22 protein-coding genes are annotated in these 22,289 nt (G+C 69.0%); 13 read left to right on the forward strand and 9 right to left on the reverse strand.

Annotated features, from left to right (window positions below):
- Positions 1 to 4 precede the first annotated feature (4 nt).
- Complete coding sequence (gene radA / locus BM214_RS10960) at positions 5 to 1,357, forward strand: DNA repair protein RadA (RefSeq protein ID WP_090487045.1); 1,353 nt, start codon at positions 5 to 7, stop codon at positions 1,355 to 1,357.
- A gap of 18 nt (positions 1,358 to 1,375) precedes the next feature.
- On the opposite strand, the gene BM214_RS10965 is transcribed toward radA, so the two are convergent.
- Entirely contained in the window at positions 1,376 to 1,684 is a 309-nt protein-coding gene (locus BM214_RS10965) for an encapsulin-associated ferritin-like protein (RefSeq protein ID WP_090487046.1), read from the reverse strand.
- Between the two features lie 146 nt (positions 1,685 to 1,830).
- On the opposite strand from BM214_RS10965, the gene BM214_RS10970 reads away from it, so the two are divergent.
- The 5 genes from BM214_RS10970 (at position 1,831) to folE2 (ending at position 6,202) form a co-directional block, all read left to right on the forward strand.
- Entirely contained in the window at positions 1,831 to 2,106 is a 276-nt protein-coding gene (locus BM214_RS10970) for an exodeoxyribonuclease VII small subunit (RefSeq protein ID WP_090487049.1), read from the forward strand.
- Positions 2,107 to 2,991, forward strand: coding sequence for a (2E,6E)-farnesyl diphosphate synthase (ispA, locus tag BM214_RS10975; protein WP_090487051.1), 885 nt, complete (start codon positions 2,107 to 2,109; stop codon positions 2,989 to 2,991).
- 64 nt (positions 2,992 to 3,055) lie between these two features.
- Positions 3,056 to 4,960 carry a 1-deoxy-D-xylulose-5-phosphate synthase gene (gene dxs / locus BM214_RS10980; protein WP_090487054.1) on the forward strand — a complete coding sequence of 635 codons (1,905 nt, stop codon included), beginning with the start codon at positions 3,056 to 3,058 and terminating at the stop codon, positions 4,958 to 4,960.
- A 20-nt stretch (positions 4,961 to 4,980) separates the two neighbouring features.
- On the forward strand, positions 4,981 to 5,361 hold the full coding sequence (gene queD / locus BM214_RS10985) for a 6-carboxytetrahydropterin synthase QueD (protein WP_090487058.1): 381 nt from the start codon (positions 4,981 to 4,983) through the stop codon (positions 5,359 to 5,361).
- A 13-nt stretch (positions 5,362 to 5,374) separates the two neighbouring features.
- Positions 5,375 to 6,202, forward strand: coding sequence for a GTP cyclohydrolase FolE2 (folE2, locus tag BM214_RS10990; RefSeq protein WP_090487060.1), 828 nt, complete (start codon positions 5,375 to 5,377; stop codon positions 6,200 to 6,202).
- Positions 6,203 to 6,228: 26 nt separating this feature from the next.
- Here folE2 and bamC read toward each other — a convergent pair whose 3' ends face one another.
- Both bamC and dapA read right to left on the reverse strand, forming a co-directional pair.
- Positions 6,229 to 7,359, reverse strand: a complete 1,131-nt coding sequence (gene bamC, locus BM214_RS10995) for an outer membrane protein assembly factor BamC (protein ID WP_090487062.1) — start codon at positions 7,357 to 7,359, stop codon at positions 6,229 to 6,231.
- Positions 7,360 to 7,364: 5 nt separating this feature from the next.
- Positions 7,365 to 8,249: a 4-hydroxy-tetrahydrodipicolinate synthase gene (dapA, locus tag BM214_RS11000; RefSeq protein WP_090487065.1), complete on the reverse strand. Its 885-nt coding sequence runs from the start codon at positions 8,247 to 8,249 to the stop codon at positions 7,365 to 7,367.
- A 166-nt stretch (positions 8,250 to 8,415) separates the two neighbouring features.
- Between dapA and BM214_RS11005 the strand changes: the two genes are divergently transcribed.
- The 3 genes from BM214_RS11005 to BM214_RS11015 are packed head-to-tail and all read left to right on the forward strand — an operon-like array spanning position 8,416 to position 10,948.
- Complete coding sequence (locus BM214_RS11005; RefSeq protein ID WP_090487068.1) at positions 8,416 to 8,967, forward strand: glycine cleavage system transcriptional repressor; 552 nt, start codon at positions 8,416 to 8,418, stop codon at positions 8,965 to 8,967.
- A 58-nt stretch (positions 8,968 to 9,025) separates the two neighbouring features.
- Entirely contained in the window at positions 9,026 to 9,496 is a 471-nt protein-coding gene (locus BM214_RS11010) for a peroxiredoxin (RefSeq protein ID WP_090487071.1), read from the forward strand.
- A gap of 36 nt (positions 9,497 to 9,532) precedes the next feature.
- Positions 9,533 to 10,948, forward strand: a complete 1,416-nt coding sequence (locus BM214_RS11015; protein WP_090487073.1) for a PhoH family protein — start codon at positions 9,533 to 9,535, stop codon at positions 10,946 to 10,948.
- Here BM214_RS11015 and BM214_RS11020 read toward each other — a convergent pair.
- The 6 genes from BM214_RS11020 to clpB form a co-directional block, all read right to left on the reverse strand.
- A complete protein-coding gene (locus BM214_RS11020; protein ID WP_090487076.1) occupies positions 10,945 to 12,027 on the reverse strand; it encodes an AI-2E family transporter in 1,083 nt (360 codons plus the stop codon). The genes BM214_RS11015 and BM214_RS11020 overlap by 4 nt on opposite strands.
- Positions 12,024 to 12,392, reverse strand: a complete 369-nt coding sequence (locus BM214_RS11025; RefSeq protein WP_090487080.1) for a Crp/Fnr family transcriptional regulator — start codon at positions 12,390 to 12,392, stop codon at positions 12,024 to 12,026. Before BM214_RS11025 ends, BM214_RS11020 begins: the two co-directional genes overlap by 4 nt.
- A 9-nt stretch (positions 12,393 to 12,401) precedes the next feature.
- On the reverse strand, positions 12,402 to 13,121 hold the full coding sequence (locus BM214_RS11030) for a type 1 glutamine amidotransferase family protein (protein ID WP_090487082.1): 720 nt from the start codon (positions 13,119 to 13,121) through the stop codon (positions 12,402 to 12,404).
- A gap of 32 nt (positions 13,122 to 13,153) precedes the next feature.
- Positions 13,154 to 14,077, reverse strand: coding sequence for a selenium metabolism-associated LysR family transcriptional regulator (locus tag BM214_RS11035; RefSeq protein ID WP_090487084.1), 924 nt, complete (start codon positions 14,075 to 14,077; stop codon positions 13,154 to 13,156).
- Between the two features lie 136 nt (positions 14,078 to 14,213).
- Complete coding sequence (locus BM214_RS11040) at positions 14,214 to 14,483, reverse strand: hypothetical protein (RefSeq protein ID WP_090487087.1); 270 nt, start codon at positions 14,481 to 14,483, stop codon at positions 14,214 to 14,216.
- 57 nt (positions 14,484 to 14,540) lie between these two features.
- Complete coding sequence (clpB, locus tag BM214_RS11045) at positions 14,541 to 17,129, reverse strand: ATP-dependent chaperone ClpB (protein ID WP_090487089.1); 2,589 nt, start codon at positions 17,127 to 17,129, stop codon at positions 14,541 to 14,543.
- Positions 17,130 to 17,509: 380 nt separating this feature from the next.
- On the opposite strand from clpB, the gene BM214_RS11050 reads away from it, so the two are divergent.
- The 4 genes from BM214_RS11050 to menB are packed head-to-tail and all read left to right on the forward strand — an operon-like array spanning position 17,510 to position 22,262.
- A complete protein-coding gene (locus tag BM214_RS11050) occupies positions 17,510 to 18,898 on the forward strand; it encodes an isochorismate synthase (RefSeq protein ID WP_244887982.1) in 1,389 nt (462 codons plus the stop codon).
- A gap of 4 nt (positions 18,899 to 18,902) precedes the next feature.
- Positions 18,903 to 20,585 (forward strand): 2-succinyl-5-enolpyruvyl-6-hydroxy-3-cyclohexene-1-carboxylic-acid synthase, encoded by a 1,683-nt coding sequence (gene menD / locus BM214_RS11055; RefSeq protein ID WP_090487093.1) that lies wholly within the window; start codon positions 18,903 to 18,905, stop codon positions 20,583 to 20,585.
- A gap of 4 nt (positions 20,586 to 20,589) precedes the next feature.
- Positions 20,590 to 21,411, forward strand: a complete 822-nt coding sequence (gene menH / locus BM214_RS11060) for a 2-succinyl-6-hydroxy-2,4-cyclohexadiene-1-carboxylate synthase (protein ID WP_090487095.1) — start codon at positions 20,590 to 20,592, stop codon at positions 21,409 to 21,411.
- Positions 21,408 to 22,262, forward strand: a complete 855-nt coding sequence (gene menB, locus BM214_RS11065) for a 1,4-dihydroxy-2-naphthoyl-CoA synthase (RefSeq protein WP_090487101.1) — start codon at positions 21,408 to 21,410, stop codon at positions 22,260 to 22,262. The genes menH and menB overlap by 4 nt, the downstream gene beginning before the upstream one ends.
- The last annotated feature ends 27 nt before the right edge of the window (positions 22,263 to 22,289 follow it).

Consider the following 22,289-nt stretch of genomic DNA (forward strand, 5'->3'; position numbering starts at 1 on the left):
CCCTATGGCCCGACCCCGCACCCGCTACCAGTGCACCGCCTGCGGGGCCGTATCCCCCAAGTGGATCGGCCAGTGCCCGGAGTGCGGCGCATGGAACCGCATGGAGGAGATGGTGGAACCCGCCGCCGGGGAGGGGCGTTTTGCCGGTTACGCCGGCGACGCCCCCTCCCGGGTGCAGCGCCTGGGGGACGTACAGGGAAGTGGCCAGACCCGCCTGGCCACGGGCATCAGCGAGCTGGACCGGGCCCTGGGGGGCGGACTGGTGGCCGGGTCCGTGGTGCTCATCGGCGGCGACCCGGGCATCGGCAAGTCCACCCTGCTGCTGCAGACCCTGGCCACCCTCCCCCAACTGCCCAGCCTCTATGTCACCGGCGAGGAATCCCCTGAGCAGGTCTCCCTGCGGGGCCGACGCCTGGGGCTGCCCTGCGACGACCTGCGCCTGCTCACGGAGACCTGCGTCGAGCGTATCGTGGCCCATGCCCGCAGCGAGGCCCCCGGGGCCATGGTGGTGGATTCCATCCAGACCCTGTACTCGGAGCAGCTGCAGTCGGCGCCGGGCTCCGTATCCCAGGTACGGGAGAGCGCCGCCGTGCTGGTGCGCCACGCCAAACAGACCGGCACCGCCCTGTTCATCGTCGGCCACGTGACCAAGGAGGGCCAGATCGCCGGACCCCGGGTGCTGGAGCACATGGTGGACACGGTGCTCTACTTCGAGGGGGACCCCGGAGGCCGCTACCGCATCCTGCGGGCGGTGAAGAACCGCTTCGGGGCGGTGAACGAGCTGGGGGTCTTCGCCATGCTGGAGACGGGCCTCAAGCCGGTGAGCAACCCCTCGGCCATCTTCCTCTCCCGCCATGAGGAACCCGTGCCGGGCAGCGTCATCATGGTCACCCGGGAGGGGACCCGCCCCCTCATGGTGGAGGTACAGGCCCTGGTGGCGGAGAGCCACGCGCCGCAGCCGCGGCGCATCACCGTGGGCCTGGAACAGAACCGGCTGGCCATGCTCTTGGCGGTGCTGCACCGCCACGGGGGGCTTGCCCTGTTCGACCAGGATGTCTTCGTCAACGTGGTGGGCGGGGTGCGGGTGAGCGAGACCGCCGCCGACCTGCCCATGCTCCTGGCCGCCCTCTCCAGCTTCCGCGACCGGCCCCTGCCCCACGACATGGTCAGTTTCGGCGAGGTGGGCCTGGCGGGGGAGATCCGCCCCGTGCCCAACGGCGAGGAACGACTGCGGGAGGCGGTCAAGCACGGCTTCACCCGCGCCGTGGTGCCGGCCGCCAACCTGCCCCGCAAGGGCATTCAGGGCATGGAGATCACCCCCGCCCGCCGCCTGGCGGAGGTGCTGGAGGTGGTTTGAAACCGCCGGCCGGGTGCCTCAGCCCCCATGGTGCTCCTGCTCCAGATCGGCGATGGGGCGGTCGCTGAACAGGTAATCCCGCAGATGGCGGTTGAATGCGGGATCCCTGCGCCGGATCCACTCCAGGAGCATGGCGGCATGCTCCTTCTCCTCATCGCGGTTGTGGGCGAGGATGGCGGTCAGTTCCGAATCGGTGCAGGTATCCACCCGTTGCTGGTACCAATCCACCGCCTCCAGTTCCTCCATGAGGGAGACGATCGCCCGGTGCATGTCCCGGGTGTGGGCCGTCAGATCCTCCACCGGTTCGTGGTACCCTTCGCTTGCCATGATGCCTCCTCCAGGCTCCGGAATGGATGAAACCCCATTCAGACCCATTCCGGTCCTGGCGTCAACCAACCCGGCATCCCATGCACGGGGTTTTCGATGCGGGGCGATTTGGATACCGTATCCTCTTTTTGCAAGACGAGATCCGCATGACCTCTGCCGAACCCCCATGCGATAACCCGCCGGCCGATCTGGCTGGATTCGAGAAGGACCTGGAGGCGCTGGAGCGCCTGGTGGAGCGCATGGAACAGGGGGAACTCCCCCTGGAGACCGCCCTGCAGGAATTCGAGCGGGGCATCGCCCTCACCCGGCGCTGCCAACAGGCGCTGCAGCAGGCGGAACAGAAGGTGCGCCAGCTCACCGGGGAGGATGCGGAAACCGATTTCGATACGCCCGCACCGCCGGGCCCGGACGGAGAAGACTGAGTGCATCCACGCATCCCCGAACTGCAACAGCGGCTCGAGAGCGCCCTGGAGGGTTGGCTGCCGGAGGGCCGCATCCTGCCCGCACGCCTGCACGAGGCCATGCGCTACAGCGCCCTGGACGGGGGCAAGCGCATCCGCCCCGTGCTCACCTACGCCACCGGCCTGGCCCTGGGGGTCCCGCTGGAACAGCTGGACGGTCCCGCCTGCGCCGTGGAACTGATCCACGTCTATTCCCTGGTGCACGACGACCTCCCGGCCATGGACGACGACGACCTGCGCCGCGGCAAGCCCACCTGCCACAAGGCCTATGACGACGCCACCGCCATCCTGGTGGGGGACGCCCTGCAGGCCCTGGCCTTCCAGATCCTGGCCGCCGATCCTGCCATGGTCCCGGACCCGGCGGCCCGCCTGCGCATGGTGGGGCGACTGGCCCATGCCGCCGGCTCCCGCGGCATGGTGGGGGGGCAGGGGATCGACCTGGTCTCCGCGGGGCGGCAGCTGGACATCGCCGAGCTGGAGGACATGCACGTCCACAAGACCGGCGCCCTGATCCGGGCCGCCGTCGCCCTGGGGGCCCTGAGCCGGCCGGATACGGCGCCGGAGGTGATGGAGGGCCTGGACCGCTTCGCCAAGTGCATCGGCCTGGCCTTCCAGATCCAGGACGACATCCTGGACGTGGAGGGGGACACCCAGACCCTGGGCAAGACCCAGGGCTCCGACCAGGCCCGGGACAAGGCCACCTACCCCGCCCTCATCGGCCTGGAGGATTCCAAGGCGCAGGCGCGGGAACTGGTAGACCGGGCCCTGGACGGGATCGCCGGACTGGGGGACGAGGCGGAGCTGTTGCGCTGGATTGCCCGCTACATCGTCGAGCGCATCCACTGACCCCATCGCTTGCACACCCGCACGCCCCCGCTGATAATGAAGGTTTTCGCCCGATGGCAGAGCAATGACCCCGACGGATCCCTACCCCCTGCTCTCCCGCATCCACTCGCCGGAGGACTTTCGCGACTGGCCGGTGGACGAGTTGCCCGCCCTGGCGGATGAACTGCGCGCCTTCCTGCTGGAATCCGTCTCCCGCACCGGGGGCCACCTGGCGGCCAACCTGGGGACGGTGGAGCTGACCATCGCCCTGCACTACACCTACCACACCCCCCACGACCGGCTGGTGTGGGACGTGGGCCATCAGAGCTACACCCACAAGATCCTCACCGGCCGCAGGGAGGGGATGCCCACCCTGCGCCAGAAGGACGGCCTCTCCGGCTTTCCCAAACGCGACGAGAGCCCCTACGACACCTTCGGCGTGGGCCACTCCAGCACCTCCATCAGCGCCGCCCTGGGCATGGCCCTGGCGGCCCGCCAGCAGGGGGAACGGCGCAAGGCCGTGGCCATCATCGGCGACGGCGCCATGACCGCGGGCATGGCCTTTGAGGCCCTGAACCACGCCGGTGACGAGAAGGCCGACCTGCTGGTGGTGCTCAACGACAACAAGATGTCCATCTCCCCCAACGTGGGGGCGATGAACCGCTACTTGGCGCGTCTGCTCTCCGGTCCCATCTATTCCTCCATGCGCGAGGGCAGCAAACGGGTGCTGGACCGGCTGCCCCCCATGCGCGAATTCATGCGCCGCGCCGAGGAACACGTCAAGGGCATGATCACCCCGGGCACCCTGTTCGAGGAACTGGGGCTGAACTACTACGGCCCCGTGGACGGTCACGACCTGGAGGGGCTGGTGAAGATGCTGCGCAACCTCCATTCCATGGAGGGGCCGCAGCTGCTGCACGTGGTCACCCATAAGGGCCACGGCTACGAGCCGGCGGAGAAGGACCCGTGCACCTACCACGGCGTGGGCCGCTTCGATCCCGAGCGCGGGGTCCAGAACGGCAAGGGGAACGCGGCCCCCACCTACACCGAGGTCTTCGGCCAGTGGCTGTGCGATCAGGCCGCCGCGGATGAGCGCCTGGTGGGGATCACCCCCGCCATGTGCGAAGGCTCGGGCATGACCGAGTTCGCCCAGCGCTTTCCCGACCGCTACATCGACGTGGGCATCGCCGAGCAGCACGCCCTCACCCTGGCGGCCGGCATGGCCTGTGAAGGCATGCGCCCGGTGGTGGCCATCTATTCCTCCTTCCTGCAGCGGGCCTACGACCAGTTGGTGCACGATATCGCCCTGCAGGGGCTACCGGTGGTGCTGGCCGTGGACCGGGCCGGTGTGGTGGGCCCCGACGGCCCCACCCACGCCGGCAGCTTCGACCTGTCCTTCCTGCGCTGCATCCCGGACCTGGTGATCATGGCCCCGGCGGACGAGGCGGAATGCCGCCGCATGCTCTCCACCGGGTTCCTGCTGGAGCGCCCCTGCGCCGTGCGCTACCCCCGCGGCCGCGGCCCGGGGGCGGCCCCCGAGGAGGGCCTCATCCCCCTGCCCCTGGGGCAGGCCCAGATGCGCCGCCAGGGGCGGCGGGTGGCCATCCTGGCCTTCGGCACGCCCCTGGCGGCGGCGCTGGAGGCGGGGGAGCGGCTGGATGCCACGGTGCTAAATATGCGCTTTGTCAAGCCCCTGGACGAGGCCCGGGTGCTGGAGGCGGCCCGTGGGCACGAACTCCTGGTCACCGTGGAGGACAACGTGGTGGCCGGCGGTGCCGGCAGCGCCGTGGCCGAGTGCCTGAACGCCCACGGCGTATCCGTCCCGCTGCTGCAGCTGGGCCTTCCGGACCGCTTCCAGGGCCAGGGCACGCGGGAGGAACTGTTGCAGGATGCGGGCCTCACCGCGGACGATGTGGAGGCCGCCATCGTCGCCCGCCTGGGGACGGACCAGGCTTGTGCCCGTCCCGCCGGCCGCGTATTATCCAAGTAATACACTAAAGAATCCCCGCAGTGCCCACATACACCCTCAAGGTGCTGACCGACTTTGCCTCGGCGCACACCCTAAGAGACTATCCCGGAGACTGCGCCCGGCTCCACGGCCACAACTGGAAGGTGGAGGTGGAGGTGCGGGCCACACGGCTGGACCGCCTGGGTATGGCGGTGGATTTCAAGACCGTGAAGGCCCTGGCCCGGGAGATCGCCGGGCGCCTGGATCACCGCTACCTCAACGACCTGGAACCATTCCGGGACATCAATCCCACCGCGGAGCATATCGCGGCGTGGTTCTTCCAGGAGATGGCCGGGCGCCTGGACTCCCCCGGGGTGCAGGTCAGCGCCGTCACCCTATGGGAGACGGAGCGCGCCTGTGTCCGCTACTCGGAAGACTCCTGAGGAAAAGCCCCCCATGAGCACCCTCGTCCCCAAAGTCATCCAGTCCGCCATACCGGACGTGCAGTCCAGCGCCGACACCCGGCGCATCCCCATCAACAAGGTGGGCATCAAGGACATCCGCCACCCGGTGCGGGTACGCGACCGCAGCGGCGGGGAGCAGCACACCGTGGCCCGCTTCGCCATGTACGTGAACCTGCCCCATGACTTCAAGGGCACCCACATGTCCCGCTTCGTGGAGATCCTCAACGCCCACGAGCGGGAGATCACCGTGGAGACCTTCAAGCTCATGCTGCACGAAGTGGCCCGGCGCCTGGAGGCACAGGCGGGGCATATCGAGATGAGCTTCCCCTACTTCGTCAACAAGCCGGCGCCCGTGTCCGGGGTGTGCAGCCTGATGGACTACGACGTGACCTTCATCGGGGAGATCCGCGACGGGCAACCGCAACTGATCATCCGGGTGCTGGTGCCGGTCACCAGCCTCTGCCCCTGCTCCAAGGGGATCTCCGACTACGGCGCCCACAACCAGCGCTCCCACGTCACCGTGGAGGCGCGGGTCCGGGACTTCGTCTGGGTGGAGGAACTCATCGATCTGGTGGAGGAGGAGGCCTCCTGCGAGCTCTGGGGGCTGCTCAAGCGCCCCGACGAGAAGTACGTCACCGAGCACGCCTACGACAATCCCAAGTTCGTGGAGGACCTGGTGCGGGACATCGCCGTGCGCCTCAACGCCGATGACCGCATCGCCGCCTACTCCGTGGCCTCGGAGAACTTCGAGTCCATCCACAACCACTCGGCCTACGCCCTCATCGAGCGGGACAAGGAGAGCGATCCCCCGGCGGCCTGAGGCCGCGCCGGAGGTCGGGGAGGGGGTCAGCGGGTCTGCGCCTCCACCCCCTCGCCACGGAAGACATCCCGCACCCGCTCCAGCAGGGCCCGGGACATGTCCGCGGACAGGGCCCCGCCGTCACCATCACGGGCGGAGACCACCACCCCATCGTCCCGGCGCTGCAGATGGAGGCGGTAACGGGCGCCCTCCTCCAGGGCGGGGCCATCCCCATTCCCCAGGAGCCGGGAGAGGAAGCCGCCCGACGGGCGTTCCTGCTCCGCAGGCCGGTAGATCACCTCGTAGCGCCCGGCCTCCCGGTCGTAGTCCTGCACCAGGAGCGAGGCCCGGTCCAGGACCACCCCCATGCGCCGCCAGACGGGGTCATAGTCCCCGCGCACCCACAGTTCGGGGCCCTTTTCTCCGTCCCGCAGCACCACCTCCGGCGCCCCTTCAGCGGCCTCCGCCAGCGCCTCGGCCGCACGCTCCGGATCCTTCCCCAGATGGGTCATGATGCGCACCAGCATGCGCGCCTCCGCCTCCGGGTCCGGCGGGGCCACGGCCCAGCGCACCAGATCCTCCCGCTCGGCCACCTCCACGAGACCGCGATGGCTGACGAAGACCGCGGCCCCATTGCCCGCGGGCTCCACCCGCAAACGGTAGCGATGGCGCACGCCGGCGTCGTAGGTGTTGCCGAAGATCCCGGAGAAGAGCCGGCGCAATCCACCCTCCACGGGGGCATCCGCACCGGATTCGATCCAGCCGGTCTCCAGGATCCCCCGACGGGGGTCATTGCGCTCCAGCTCGATCCCCTCGGACTCGAAGAACGCCTCCAGATGACGCCACAGGGCCTCGGGGGATATCCGCTCCACCTCCAGCCAGCGCACGCTGCCCTCGCGGTGCAGAGTCATGCCCTCGGGCTCGGGGAGGACCTGTTGGGTCCCCTCCCCCGCATGCGCGCCACCGGATGCAACCGGGGCGCCGCCCACCTCCGGGATGCGGAAGGCGGGATCCGACTGGGGCATGACCAGATCCGGGGGCACCACCAGGTCGGGATCGAGCCCCTCCCGGCCGGCGCTATCGCGTTCACCCAGGGTTCCACAACCGGATGCCAGGAGGGCAACGGCCAATACCGGCCACAGGGGCCGGGACACTGCGAGCAGCGGGGATGCGTTCATGGATCTCAACGGGTCAGGGGGATGTCCGCCGCCTGCAGGGCGCGGCGCAGGGGTTCGCGGTGCATTTCCGAGAGCGGGGTCAGGGGCAGACGGATGCCCGGCGGGATGCGACCCATCTCGTACAGTGCCCACTTCACCGGGATGGGATTGGATTCCACGAACAGGGCCCGGTGCAGATCCCGGATCGGGGCCTCTGCCGCCTCGGCGGCGTCCCGGTCCCCGGCCACGGCCGCCTGGCACATGGCGTGCATGGCCGCAGGGGCCACATTGGCCGTCACCGAGATGCTGCCCCGCCCCCCGGCCAGCATGAATTCCCGCGAGGTGGGATCCTCGCCGCTGTACAGGTCCAGCCGGTCACCGCACAGCTCCAGCAGCCGGGGCACGCGCTCCACCTCCCCCGTGGCCTCCTTGAGGCCCACGATGTTGGACACGGGGGCCAGGCGCGCCACCGTCTCCGGCAGCAGATCCACCCCCGTGCGGCCGGGGACGTTGTACAGGATCTGGGGGATGGGCACCGCATCCGCCACCGCCTTGAAGTGGCGGTAGAGCCCCTCCTGGATGGGCTTGTTGTAATACGGGGTCACCAGCAGACAGGCATCGGCCCCGGCCTCCATGGCCAGACGGGTGAGCTCCACGGCCTCCGCGGTGGCATTGGCCCCGGTGCCGGCGATCACCGGTACCCGGCCGCGCGCGCACGCCACCACCTGGCGCACCACGGCGCAATGTTCGGACACGTCCAGGGTGGCCGATTCGCCGGTGGTGCCCACCGCGACGATGGCGTCCGTCCCGGCCTCCACGTGGAACTCCACCAGCCCCTCCAGCGCCTCCCGGTTCAGGGAACCGTCCTCATTCATGGGCGTGACCAAGGCCACCATGCTGCCGTGAAACATCGAAACCTCCGCACCAAAAGCAGCCTCACATAGTAAAGTGCCCCCCTGCCCCCATCAAGCGCCGCCCCGTAGGCAGTCCCCCGGCGAACTGCTACCCTTGACCTCGGATACCGGGCAACATGCACCGGTCCTCCCCACCAGCCGCAAGGAACCCGCTTCAGCCCCCATGCCCCATGCCGCCCGTCACCACCGCGCCAACCGCCTCCTCATCAACGTCATGGGGGACTACCGCCCCGGCCTGCTGGATCGCCTGACCCGGGCGGTCATGGAGGCCGGCTGTCACATCCGGGACGGACACAGCGCCCTTTTGGATGACGCCTTCTCCGCCACGCTCCTGGTCTCGGGCAACTGGAACACCCTGAGCAAGCTGGAGGGGGCCCTGGAAGGTCTGCGCCCCCAGGGGCTCGAGATCCAGTGGCGGCGCACGGCGCCACCGCCCCGGGAGAACCACAGCCTGCCCTATTCCGTGGACGTCATCGCCATGGACCAGCCGGGCATCCTGCATCAGCTGGTGGCCTTCTTCTCCGCGCGCAGCGTCAGCGTGCAGGAGATGGATACCCGCAGCTACACCGCCGCCCCCTCCGGGACCCCCATGTTCACGGCCCACCTGGCGGTGGAGATCCCCGTGAGCGAGCACATCGCCGCCCTGCGGGATGACTTTCTCGACCTGTGCGACGAACTCAACCTGGACGGGGTGATCGAACCCTACAAGGCCTGAAGCGCCGGGATTCGCCCCGGGCTGCGGCCGCCAAGCCCAAAGAGGAGGCCTTCGGACCATGTCTCAGGTGGAAGTGGGCAAGCCCGTACCCGATTTCACCCTACCGGCCACGGGGGGTGTCGAACTCCGTCTCTCGGACCTTTTGGGGTCGCAACACCTGGTGCTCTACTTCTACCCCCGGGACGACACCCCCGGATGCACCACCGAGGGCCGGGACTTCACCGAGCACTACGCCCGGCTCACCGAGGCGGGGGCCACGGTGCTGGGCATCTCCCGGGACGGCATCCGCTCCCACGAACGCTTCAAGGACAAGTACGGCTTCCCCTTCCAGTTGCTCTCCGACGAGCAGGAGACCGTATGCGAGCTGTTCGGCGTCATGAAACAGAAAACCATGTACGGTAAACCGGTGCGAGGCATCGAGCGCAGCACCTTCCTGGTGGACCGGGACGGCATCCTGCGCCACGAATGGCGCAAGGTGAAGGTGCCGGGACACGTGGAGCAGGTGCTCGCGGCCCTGAAAACCCTGTAGCCCAACCCCGGAGACCGCGACCATGGTGGACATCGCATGGTGAAGAAGGACATCCACGGCAAACGCCTGTTCGTTCTGGACACCAACGTGCTCATGCACGATCCCACCGCCCTGTTCCGCTTCAAGGAACACGACATCTACCTGCCCATGGTGGTGCTGGAGGAACTGGACCGGGGCAAGAAGGGGATCTCCGAGGTGGCGCGCAACGTACGCCAGGTGAGCCGCTTCATCGACGACCTCATGGGGGAGGCCAGCCATGCGGACATCGCCCGGGGGCTGCCCCTGGATGCCGGGCACTTCGAGGGTCCCGCCGCCTTCGGCGCCAGCGGGCGCCTGCACTTCCAGACCCGGAGCCTCACGGGGCAACTGCCGGACACCCTGCCGGGCACCACCCCGGACAACACCATCCTCAACACCGCCCTGTCGCTGCAGAAGGAGCGTCCCGACCAGTGCGTCACCCTGGTGTCCAAGGACATCAACCTGCGCATCAAGGCGGCGGTGCTGGGGATCCATGCCGAGGACTACTACAACGACCAGGTGCTGGACGACGTCAACCTGCTCTACACCGGCACCTGCGAGCTGCCGGCGGACTTCTGGGACCGTCACGTGCAGACCATGGACTCCTGGCAGGAGGAAGGGCGCACCTTCTACCGCATCAGCGGCCCCATCACCGAGCAGTGGCATCCCAACCAGTTCCTCTACCGGCCCGACGACCCCGCCTTCGTCGCGGTGGTGCGGGAGATCCAGGGGGACACGGCCCGGGTGGAGATGGCCCGGGACTACACCGGGACACGCCACACGGTGTGGGGGATCAACGCCCGCAACCGGGAGCAGAACTTCGCCCTGAACCTGCTCATGGATCCGGAGGTGGACTTCGTCAGCCTGGTGGGGACCGCCGGCACCGGCAAGACCCTGCTCACCCTGGCGGCGGGACTGGCCCAGACCCTGGAGGAGAACCGCTACCGGGAGATCATCATGACCCGGGTGACCGTACCGGTGGGGGAGGACATCGGCTTCCTGCCGGGGACGGAGGAGGAGAAGATGACCCCCTGGATGGGGGCCCTGATGGACAATCTGGAGGTCCTCACCCACTCGGAGAGCGGCGGCGACTGGGGCCGGGCCGCCACCAACGAATTACTGATGAACCGGGTGAAGATCCGCTCCATGAACTTCATGCGCGGACGCACCTTCCTCAACCGTTTCATCATCCTGGACGAGGCCCAGAACCTCACCGCCAAGCAGATGAAGACCCTCATCACCCGGGCCGGCCCCGGCACCAAGGTGGTGTGCCTGGGCAACATCGCCCAGATCGACACCCCCTATCTCACCGAGACCTCCTCGGGCCTCACCTACGTGGTGGACCGCTTCCGCCCCTGGGCCCACGCCGGACACGTCACCCTGCTGCGGGGCGAGCGCTCCCGCCTGGCGGATTACGCCTCGGAGACCCTCTAGGCGGGCCCCTCCTCCCGGGGCCGTTCCTCATCGCCGTAGCGGGGCCAGGAACGGATCACCGCCTGGATGAGGGTGGCCAGGGGGATGGCGAAGAAGACCCCCCAGAGCCCCCACAGCCCGCCGAAGAGGATCACCGCCGCGATGATGGCCACGGGGTGCAGGTTCACCACCTCCGAGAACAGCAGCGGCACCAGCACGTTGCCGTCCAGGAACTGGATGATGGCATAGGCCACCAGCACGTAGGTGAACTCGTTGCCCAGCCCCCACTGGAAGTAGGCCACCATGGCCACCGGCAGGGTGACCACCGCCGCCCCCACATAGGGGATGATCACGGAGATCCCCACCATGAAGGAGAGCAGCAGGGCGTAGTTGAGATCCAGGAAGATGAAGGTCAGGTAACTGGCGGCCCAGACGATGAGGATCTCGATGAACTTGCCGCGCACGTAGCTGGCGATCTTCAGGTTCACCTCTTCCCACACCTCGTTGGCCAGGCCGCGGTCCCGGGGCAGGAAACCGGTGATCCAGCCCAGGATGGCGTCCCGGTCCTTGAGCAGGAAGAAGACCATCAGGGGCACGATCACCAGGTAGACCATGATGGTGGCGATGTGCATGGCCGAGGCCAGGGTCAGATTCACCACCTGCTGCCCCAGGGCGATGGTCTGGGCGCGGATCGCGCCCATGATCTCCCGCACCTGTTCCTCGGAGACGATCTGGGGATAGCGCTCGGGAAGCTGCAGCAGCAGGTTCTGGCCGTGGGCCACCATGTTGGGCAGCTCCTCCACCAGCTGGGTGATCTGCTGGCCGAGCACGGGCACCACCAGCAGCAGGGTGGCCACCAGCAGGGCCAGGAACACCAGAAACACCAGGATCACCGCCACCATGCGCGGGAGGCGCCACATCTGCAGATGGCGCACGGCCCCCTCCAGCAGATAGGCGAAGACGATACTGGCCAGCAGCGGGGCCAGGAGCCGGCCGGCGAAGATGACCACGGCGAACCCCAGCGTCAGCAGGAAGGCCAGGATCACCACCTGGGGATCGGAGAAATGGCGGTCATACCAGCGCCGCAGGATATGCATCATTCTTCCTCCCCGCACAACCGGCGGTAATGGCGGGCGAAGAGGGTCTCCAGTTCGTCGATCACCTCCTGCGCCGGGCGCCCCTGCATCACGTGCTGGCTCATGAGCGCCGAGGTCTCGTTCAGCAGCCGGGACTTGTCCAGCATGGGATAGGTGGCGGAGAGTCGTTTCATGGCCTTGACCACCGTCTCCTCCCGGGGCCGCGGGATCGCCTCCGGTTCCGGCAACGGGGCCTCCTCGGCGGGATGGCGTTGGGCCAGGAACTCGGCGAAGGAGACCAGGGTCTCCCGCTGCGCCTGGGGCAGACGCCGCAGGATCCGTCGCAGGCGCGTCTCCGGATCCCTGGGGGCGGCATGGTTTACGGACATCACCAGGATTCACTCCACCTTCAGGCTGAAGACCGGCATCTTGCGGCGCTCCCGCATCAACTGCAACTCCGACACCAGGGCCGCCACCACCCGGTCCGTGGTCTCCTGCATGGCGGGCCATCGGGCCCGGGCCTGGTCCAGGCAATCGCCGATGTCCGCAGGCGGCTCATGGTGCGGGTCCATGACCAGGTCCTCCAGCATACCCGGCTTCATCTCCGGCCGACACAACAGGCCATAGGTGAGTGCATCGGGGCGTATCGCCAGCCAGCGGCCCCGGTCATCCACCAAGAGGGGCTCCAGCCCCGGCGGCGGATCCACCTGACCCTGGCGCAGCACCAGCACCTCGCGGCCGTCCAGAGCCTCGGCCAGGGCATCCCCCGCGCCGGCTTCGGTACGGCGGGCGGTGCAAAAACCGCAGGTGGAGCCCGCGTCCTCCCGGGGGAGGCCGCCAGCCGCCCGGGCCACCAGGAGCCCCCCCAGACCCAGTCCCACCACGGGGCGCCGGGCCGCGCGGAAGGCCTGGATCAGGCCCAGTTCCTCCTCCAGGGCGGCCGGCCATTGCGGTCCCCCCAGGAGCCACAACCCATCGAACTGGGCCGCCGACCCGGGCAGGTCCGGCCCCACGAAGGGCCGGAAGTACCGAAAGCCGATGTCCCGCTGCTCCAGCTGGGTCTCGATCAGCCCCAGGAACTCCGCATAGCTGTGCTGCACCACCGCATACTGCTTCATCACCGGCTCCTGCGTCCTTCGGGGCCCCGGCCTCAGGCGGCAGGCGGTTGCGGTGCCCCGGTCTGTCCCTCACAGTAGTCGCGCGCAAAGCCCAGAAGTTCCTCCATGGCCCGCATGCGGAACTTCTGGCGCTGATGCACGAAGGAGAATTGCCGCGTCAGGGGTGGATCCAGGGGGATGGCCACCAGGCGCCCCAGGGCCAGCTCCTTGTCCAGGGTGGCACGGGAGAGGATGGAGACCCCCATGCCCGCCTCCACGGCCCCCTTGATGGCCTCGGGGCTGCCCAGCTCCAGACAGACGGCCAGGGCGTTGCGGCCCAGGCCCTGTTGCTGCAGATAGTCCGCAATCACCTCCCGGGTCCCGGACCCCTCCTCCCGGCAGATGAAGGGATGAGGCATGAGCTCCGCGACGCCGAGCACCGACCGGTCGGCCAGGGGATGCCCCGGCGGCACGATGGCCACCAGTTGGTCCAGGCGGCACCGCTCCACGTGCAGGTTGCGGTTCTGCACCGGCCCCTCCACCACCCCCAGGTCGATGACGTTGTTCTCCACCATGGAGAGGATGCCCTCGGAGTTGGAGACCCGCAGGCGCACGTTCACCTCCGGATACCTGCGCTTGAACTGGCCCAGCAGGGCCGGAAGCATGTACTCGGCGATGGTGGTGCTGGCCCCCAGGGACAGGGCACCGCTGACGTCCCCTGTGATCTCCCGGATGGCGTTCTCCATCTCCTCGTAGATCTCGAAGATGCGCTCGGCATAGGTATAGGCGGTGCGCCCCGCCTCGGTGAGGCTCACGCGGTTGTGGGCACGGTCGAACAGGCGGGTGTTGAAGTGCTCCTCCAGCTGGCGCACCTGAAAGGTGACCGCCGGCTGGGTCATGTGCAGGGCCTCCGCCGCCCGGGTGAAGGACAGCAGCCGCGCCACCGTATAGAACACCTTCAGTCTTCGATCTGCCATGATGCCGAAACCAGCCGGCCCGGGGGCCGGGGAATGAGGGCTGCCGGATGCTGCGGCCCCGCTGGGGGCGGGGCTGCGGGGATGAGAGCCCGCCCGGGGTCACGCCCCCGGACGGGGTGAAGGGAAGATGGCGGCCTCAGGGAGCCCCGGGTCCCTGGCCGTCCCCGGACGGCCCCGCCTGCTGGGCGCGCAGGTCCGCGTGCACCTGGCGCATGAAGGCGTCCAGGTGGTCCAGGAATTCCGCTCGCTTCTCTTCAGGAACCGGTTGCGCCGCCAGGAGATAGCCGGTGACGGCGGCCATGTACTGCACGGCCACGAGGGGATCGTGGCAGCGTTCATCATGGGCCACCAGGACTTCCTGGAGTTTCTGGACCAGTTCCCCGGTCAGTTGCAGTGTCTCGCTCATGGGGGTGAGGGTACAGGGGGCGGGCCACCCGGCTCAAGGCCGGGCGGCCCGCCGCGTTCAGGCGGCCCGGGCCGCCTCGGGGAAGGTGAGCCCCTGCTCGTCGGCGTCCACCTGGATGGTGTCGCCGGGACCGTATACCCCCTGCAGCAGGCGCTGGGCCAGGGGGTTCTCCAGCTGCTGCTGGATGGCCCGCTTGAGGGGCCGCGCCCCGTAGACCGGATCGAAACCGGCCTCGCCCAGGCGATCCAGGGCGGCATCGCTGACCTCCAGGGCCATGTCCCGGTCCGCCAGACGCCGGCGCAACTGCTCCAGCTGGATGAGGGTGATGGCACGGATCTGTTCACGCCCCAGGGGGTGGAAGACCACCACCTCGTCCACGCGGTTGATGAATTCGGGGCGGAAATGACCGCCCACCACCTCCATCACCGCCGACTTCATCTGCGCGTAGTTCTCCTCTCCGGCCATGTCCTGGATGATCTGGGAGCCCAGGTTGGAGGTCATGACGATCACCGTGTTGCGAAAATCCACGGTGCGCCCCTGGCCGTCGGTGAGGCGGCCATCATCCAGCACCTGCAGCAGCACGTTGAAGACATCGGCATGGGCCTTCTCCACCTCGTCCAGCAGGATCACGGAGAAGGGCTTGCGCCGCACCGCCTCGGTGAGATAACCGCCCTCCTCGTAGCCCACATAGCCGGGGGGCGCGCCGATGAGCCGGGCCACGGAGTGCTTCTCCATGAACTCGGACATGTCGATGCGCACCATGGCCTCCTCGGTGTCGAACAAAAAGGCGGCCAGGGCCTTGGTGAGTTCGGTCTTGCCCACCCCCGTGGGGCCGAGGAACAGGAACGAGCCGTTGGGCCGGTTGGGGTCCGAGAGCCCGGCGCGGGCGCGGCGGATGGCATTGCACACCGCATGCACCGCCTCGTCCTGGCCCACCACCCGCCGGGTGATGGCCTCCTCCATGCGCAGCAGCTTGTCCCGCTCGCTCTCCAGCATCTTGGACACGGGGATGCCGGTCCAGCGGGAGACCACCTCGGCGATCTCCTCGTCGGAGACCTTGTTGCGCAGCAGGCGCATCTCCGACATCTCCGCCTGGGCGGCCATGTCCAGCTGGCGCTCCAATTCGGGGATGCGGCCGTACTGCAGCTCCGACATACGCCCCAGGTCGCCGGCACGACGGGCGGTTTCCAGTTCCACCCGGGCCCGTTCCAGTTCCTCCTTGATGGCGGCGGTGCCGGAGAGGGCGGCTTTCTCCGATTTCCAGATCTCCTCCTGGTCGGAATACTCCCGCTCCAGGCGATCGATCTCCTCCTCCAGGGCCTCAAAGCGCCGACGCGAGGCGTCGTCCGACTCCTTTTTCAGGGCCTCGCGCTCGATCTTGAGCTGGATCAGGCGGCGCTCCATGCGGTCCATGCTCTCGGGCTTGGAATCGATCTCCATGCGGATGCGGCTGGCCGCCTCGTCCACCAGGTCGATGGCCTTGTCCGGCAGCTGGCGATCGGTGATGTAGCGGTGCGACAGGGTGGCGGCGGCGACGATGGCCGGGTCGGTGATCTCCACCCCGTGGTGCACCTCGTAGCGCTCCTTCAGGCCCCGCAGGATGGCGATGGTGTCCTCCACGTTGGGTTCGTCCACCAGCACCTTCTGGAAGCGCCGCTCCAGGGCCGCGTCCTTCTCGATGTACTTACGGTACTCGTCCAGGGTGGTGGCGCCGATGCAGTGCAGTTCACCCCGGGCCAGGGCGGGCTTGAGCATGTTGCCCGCATCCATGGAGCCCTCGGCCTTACCGGCCCCCACCATGGTGTGCAGCTCATCGATGAACAGGATCACCCGCCCCTCCTGCTTGGCCAGGTCGTTGAGCACCGCCTTCATGCGTTCTTCGAAGTCCCCGCGAAACTTGGCCCCGGCGATCAAAGAGCCCATGTCCAGGGCCAGCAGGCGGCGGTCCTTGAGCCCCTCGGGCACCTCGCCGTTGACGATGCGCTGGGCCAGCCCCTCGACGATGGCGGTCTTGCCCACGCCGGGCTCGCCGATGAGCACCGGGTTGTTCTTGGTGCGCCGCTGCAGCACCTGGATGGTGCGGCGGATCTCATCGTCCCGGCCGATCACCGGGTCCAGCTTGCCCTGTTCGGCCCGTTCGGTGAGGTCGATGGTGTACTTCTCCAGGGCCTGGCGCTGCTCCTCGGCATTGGGATCCTCCACCCGCTGGCCACCGCGCAGGGCGTCGACGGCCTCCGCAAGCTTCTCCTTGGTAGCCCCGGCCCGGGTCAGCATCTCCGCCAGCGGCCCCTTGGTCTCCAGTGCGGCCAGGACGAACAGCTCGGAGGAGATGAACTGGTCCTTGCGCTCCTGGGCCTTCTTGTCGCAGAGATTCAGCAGCCGGCCCAGGTCGTTGGAGATGTGCACCTCGCCGGCCGAACCCTCCACCCGGGGGAGCCGCTCCAGGGCCTCCCCCAATTGGGAGCGCAGCAGGTTGACATTGACCCCGGCCCGGGCCAGCAGGGGCCGCACGGCGCCGCCTTCCTGGTCCAGCAGGGCGATCATCATGTGCACCGGCTCGATCATCTGGTGGTCCCGGCCCACGGCCAGGGACTGGGCATCGGCCAATGCCGTCTGGAATTTGCTGGTGAACTTGTCCATGCGCATGACGGCAAAACCCTCTGGTCAATTTCTTGGATTACAGGACAAGATGGGGCCGCGCGCCAGGGTTTCAAGCGGCGCACCCGCAGGGGAGGAACACCGGGGTGAACTTGCCGCTGCGGGGCCGATCTGATATACGTCATGGTCCTTTTCCGGGGCCGTGCGCTAGATTCGGACCGTGCCGGGGCACCGGTCCCGGCGAACCCGCCCTTCCCACACAGCGCGCCCGCTGCGGTACGATCCCGCAAGGGCGGTGAATGCGAGCCGGCGGCCTCCCGCCCCCCTGGACCGAGACCGACCGTGGCGCCGCCGGGTACGCCATTGCTTTCAGAGGATCGCCCGTGTCATCACCCAGCCGACGTCCGGCATCGCGAGGAGGAGGGCCCGTGGATTCCGGTAGACCGCCGGTGACCTCCCGCGATACCCCGGCGCAGGGTACGGCCCACGACCGGGCGGTGGCCGACCTGCTGGGTCGCATCAAGAACTGGCAATTCCGGGACGGCACCCTGCTGCGGGCCAGCGTGCCCCTGCCGCCCGTCGACCCCCTGCTCTGGCTGCAGGCCCATGAGCAACCCCCGCGCTGCTACTGGCGCAACCGGGACCACACCCTCACCCTGGCGGGTCTGGGTTCTGCGTGCACCCTGGAGGCCCGCTCCGAGGCCCACTATGCCGCCGTGCTCCACCGCATCAACACCCTCATCGGTGACGAGGATGCCTTCTTCGTCGGCGGGGTCTCCTTCGACGGCCGTCCCGGCCGGGAGGCCTGGGCGCGGTTTCCCGCCGCCCTGTTCGTGCTCCCCGCCATCGAGCTGCGCCAGGACGAGGCCGGCTGCCGCCTGGCGGTGAACCTGTGGGCGGAGTCGCAGCAGGCATTCATGCGGGAAAAGACCCGCCTCATCACCGCCCTGTGCCAGTTGCGCTTCGATGCGGATCCTCCTTGGGAACCGCCGGTGCGCATCTCCCGGCGTGAGGACCACATGGACTTCCCCGCCTGCGCCGAACACATCGGTGCCATCCTGGAGCGCATCGCCGGCGGATCCCTGCGCAAGGCCGTCCTGGCCCGGCGCGTGCAATTGCACCTGGATACCCCCCTGCCCGTCTTCACCACCCTGCGGCGGCTGCGGGCCGGCAGCACCGACAGCTTCTGCTTTGCCCTGGAGCGCGACGGCCAGTTCTACATGGGCTGCTCCCCCGAACGCCTCTTCAGCCGCATCGACCGCCACGTGTGCACCGAATCCCTGGCGGGCACCGTGCGCCGCGGCGAGACCCCGGAGGAGGACCGGCGCCTGGAACGCCTGCTCCTGGACGACCCCAAGCTGGTGCACGAACACGAACTGGTGACCCGCTACGTGCACGACCAGATCGCCCCCTGGGTCACCCGTGCCGAGACCCCCGAGCACGCCGGCGTGGTCAAGCTGGACCGCATCCAGCACCGCTACCTCCCCCTATGCGGGACCCTGCGCCCCGGGGTCATGGACGAACAGCTCCTGCGCACCCTGCATCCCACCCCGGCGGTATGCGGCTTCCCCCGCCGCGAGGCCCGGGAACTGATCCTGGAGCGGGAACCGGTCCCCCGGGGCTGGTACAGCGGCACCGTCGGTGTGGTCTCCCCCCGGCACTCGGAATTCGCCGTGGCCATCCGATCGGCCCTGGTGGAGGGCAACCGCATGATGCTCTACTCCGGCGTGGGCATCGTGGATGGCTCCCGCCCCGAGGCGGAATGGAACGAACTGGAGGCGAAACTGGAAACCCTCCTCTGTGCGGTGGAAAACTGACGCCATGCGGGCCCCCTTCAGCCACATCAACGAGGCCTGGTCGCGGCTGATCCTGGAGCGGCTGTACGACCATGGCGTGCGGGACCTGTGCATCGCCCCCGGAAGCCGCAGCGCCCCCCTGACCCTGGCCGCCGCAAACCTGCAGCGCCCTGACCTGGCCCTGCACACCCACTTCGACGAACGCGGCCTGGGCTTCTTCGCCCTGGGCCTGGCCAAGGCCCGGGGGCGCCCCGTGGCCCTGATCACCACCTCGGGCACCGCCGTACCCAACCTGCATCCGGCCCTGGTAGAGGCCTTCCAGACCCACGTGCCCCTGGTGGCGGTCACCGCCGACCGGCCGCCGGAGCTGCTCCACTGCGGGGCCAACCAGGCCATCGAGCAAAGCGGTCTCTTCGCCCGCCACGTGCGCGCGGCCGCGGACCTGCCCCCCGCAGACGAGGCCGTGTCCGCCGGCTGGCTCAGCCAGGCCCTGGACCGGGCCTGCGCCGCCCTGCACGGCCCGGACCGGGGCCCCGTGCATATCAACGCCCCCTTCCGCGATCCCCTCTACGGCACCTCGCAGCGGGCGGACTTCGGGCCCTGGCGCTCCGACGTGCGCCCCGTTCCCGAAACGCCCCCCCCTGCCCCGGCGATGGCACGCCCCGAAACGCCCCCGCAGACGCCGGCGCTGCTGGTGGCGGGTCAGCTCCTGCCGGAGGAGGCCCGGGCCGTGCTGCGCCTGGCCGAACGCACCGGCACCCCCGTCCTGGCGGACATCGGCAGCCAGCTGCGCCTGCTGGATCATCCCCGCATCCTGCCCTATGCGGAACTCTGGCTGGCCACGCCCGCGGGGCGATGCGCCCTTGCAGGGATCCGCCAGGTGATCCAGTTCGGCGGGCGCCTCACCGGCAAGCGTCTGAACCAATGGCTGGCCGGTTTTGAAGGGGAACACTGGCTGGTGAGTGAGCACAGTGACCATCTCGACCCCCAACGCCGCGCCCGGCATGTACAGGCCCCCATCCCGGACTTCTGCGACGCACTGCCTCTGCCGCCCTCCCCACCGCTGGAAACGGCGGAGCCGACCGTAAACGCCTGCCTGGAAGCCACCCTGGAGGCCCGTTTCTCGGAACTCACGGCGGTGCGGCTCATCACCCAGAGACTGCCCCGCGGCATGGCCCTCCTCCCCGGCAACAGCATGAGCGTGCGCCTGCTGGACCTGGTTGCCGCCCCCGGGGACGGCAACCCCGTGCTCACCAACCGCGGCGCCAGCGGCATCGACGGCCTGGTGGCCACCGCCGCCGGTTACGCCCGGCATCACGGCGCTGGCGTCACCCTGGTGCTGGGGGACCTGTCCCTGCTGCACGATCTCAACAGCCTGCACCTGGCGGCACGCAGCCCGTCGCCACTGGTGATCCTGGCCCTGAACAACGACGGCGGCGCCATCTTCCAGCTGCTGCCGGCCCGGGATCAGGGCCCCCATTTCGAACCCTTCTTCCAGCTCCCCCACGGTCTGGACTTCGCCCAGGCCGCGGCCCAGTTCGGTCTGGACTACGCCCGGCCGGATACCCCAGAGGCCCTGGCCGCCACCTATGACGCCGCCTGTACCCGAACCGGGGCGACCCTCATCGAGCTGTGTTTCCCGCCGCACCACGGCGCCGATCACCTGAACCTGCTGCTGCAACGCCTGCAGGAGACGGGGAACGGCTGAGGCGATGACGGCCCCGCAGCGGATCTCCGGCACCGCATCCGGTCGGCCCGTGGTGGTCTGCCTGCACGGCTTCATGGGCCGGGGTGCCGACTGGCGGGCGGTGGCCGCTGCCCTGGGGGACGCATTCGACTGCCGCCTCCCGGACCTGCCGGGCCACGACGGCCATCTGCCCCCCTGGCTGGCCGAGGGGGCGGATTTCCACCGCTACTGCCGCCGCACCTGGGAGGCCCTGGTCCCGGACCTGCCGCAACGGTTCGTGCTCGCGGGGTATTCCATGGGCGGGCGTATCGCCGCCGCCCTGGCCCTGCAGCACCCGGGGCGCATCGCCGCCCTGGTGCTGGAAGGGGCCCACCCCGGCCTGACGGACACCGCCTCGCGCCAGGCCCGCCGCCGGCAGGACGCCGCCTGGATCCGGCGCTTCCAGCAGGACCCCTGGCCGGATCTGCTGCAGGACTGGTACCGCCAGCCGGTCTTCGCCGACCTGGATGCGGCCACCCGCCGGCGATTCATCCAGGCCCGCGCCGGCCACGATCCCCGCACCCTGGCCCGGGTCCTGGAGGCGGCGGGTCTTGCCGGCCAGCCGGACCTGCACCCACAACTGGCGGCATTGAAGGCACCGGTCTTCTACATCGCCGGTGAAAAGGACACCCGCTTCAGCGCCCTAGGGGAGGACCTGGCGGCCCGCTGCCCCGGGGTGACCCTTGTCAAACTCAAGGGCCTGGGGCATAACTGCCACGCCCGGGCCCCGGAAGCGGTGGCCGGCGTGCTCGCCCGCGCCGCCCGGGCCACCCCAACCCAAGCCATCCATCCCGACGAGAGCCCATGACCACAGCAGCCGAATCCAGCATCCAGCCCGCCGCCGACTGGCAGGACCACTCCGGGGACTATCAGGACATCCTCTACCACAAGGCGGAAGGGATCGCGAAGATCACCATCAACCGCCCCGAGGTGCGCAACGCCTTCCGCCCGCGCACCGTCATGGAGATGCAGCGCGCCCTGGCCGACGCCCGCTTCGATGCCGACATCGGCGTCGTCATCCTCACCGGTCAGGGGGATCTGGCCTTCTGCTCCGGCGGCGACCAGCGGGTGCGCGGGGATTCCGGGTACAAGGACGATGACACCGGCATGCACCATCTGAACGTGCTGGACCTGCAGCGGCAGATCCGTTCCTGCCCCAAGCCCGTGATCGCCATGGTGGCCGGCTACGCCATCGGCGGGGGGCATGTGCTGCACCTGATCTGTGACCTCACCATCGCCGCCGAAAACGCCCGTTTCGGCCAGACCGGTCCCAAGGTGGGCTCCTTCGACGGCGGCTTCGGCGCCAGCTACATGGCCAGCGTGGTGGGGCAGAAGAAGGCCCGGGAGATCTGGTTCCTGTGCCGGCAGTACGACGCCGCCCAGGCCCTGGATATGGGGCTGGTGAACACCGTCGTACCCCTGGAACGGCTGGAGCAGGAGACCGTGGAATGGTGCCGCCTGATCCTGGAACACTCCCCCGTCGCCCTGCGCATGCTCAAGTCCGCCTTCAACGCCGGCGTGGACGGTCAGGCGGGCATTCAGGAGCTGGCAGGCAACGCCACCATGCTCTTCTACATGACCGAGGAGGGCCAGGAGGGGCGCAATGCCTACCTGGAGAAACGCAAGCCCGACTTTACCCGCTTCCGGCGCCAGCCCTGAGGCCCTGGCCCCGCCAGGGTCCTGGCG

The sequence above is a fragment of the Ectothiorhodospira mobilis genome (assembly GCF_900114895.1).
In the GTDB taxonomy this organism is placed as follows: Bacteria; Pseudomonadota; Gammaproteobacteria; order Ectothiorhodospirales; family Ectothiorhodospiraceae; genus Ectothiorhodospira; species Ectothiorhodospira mobilis_A.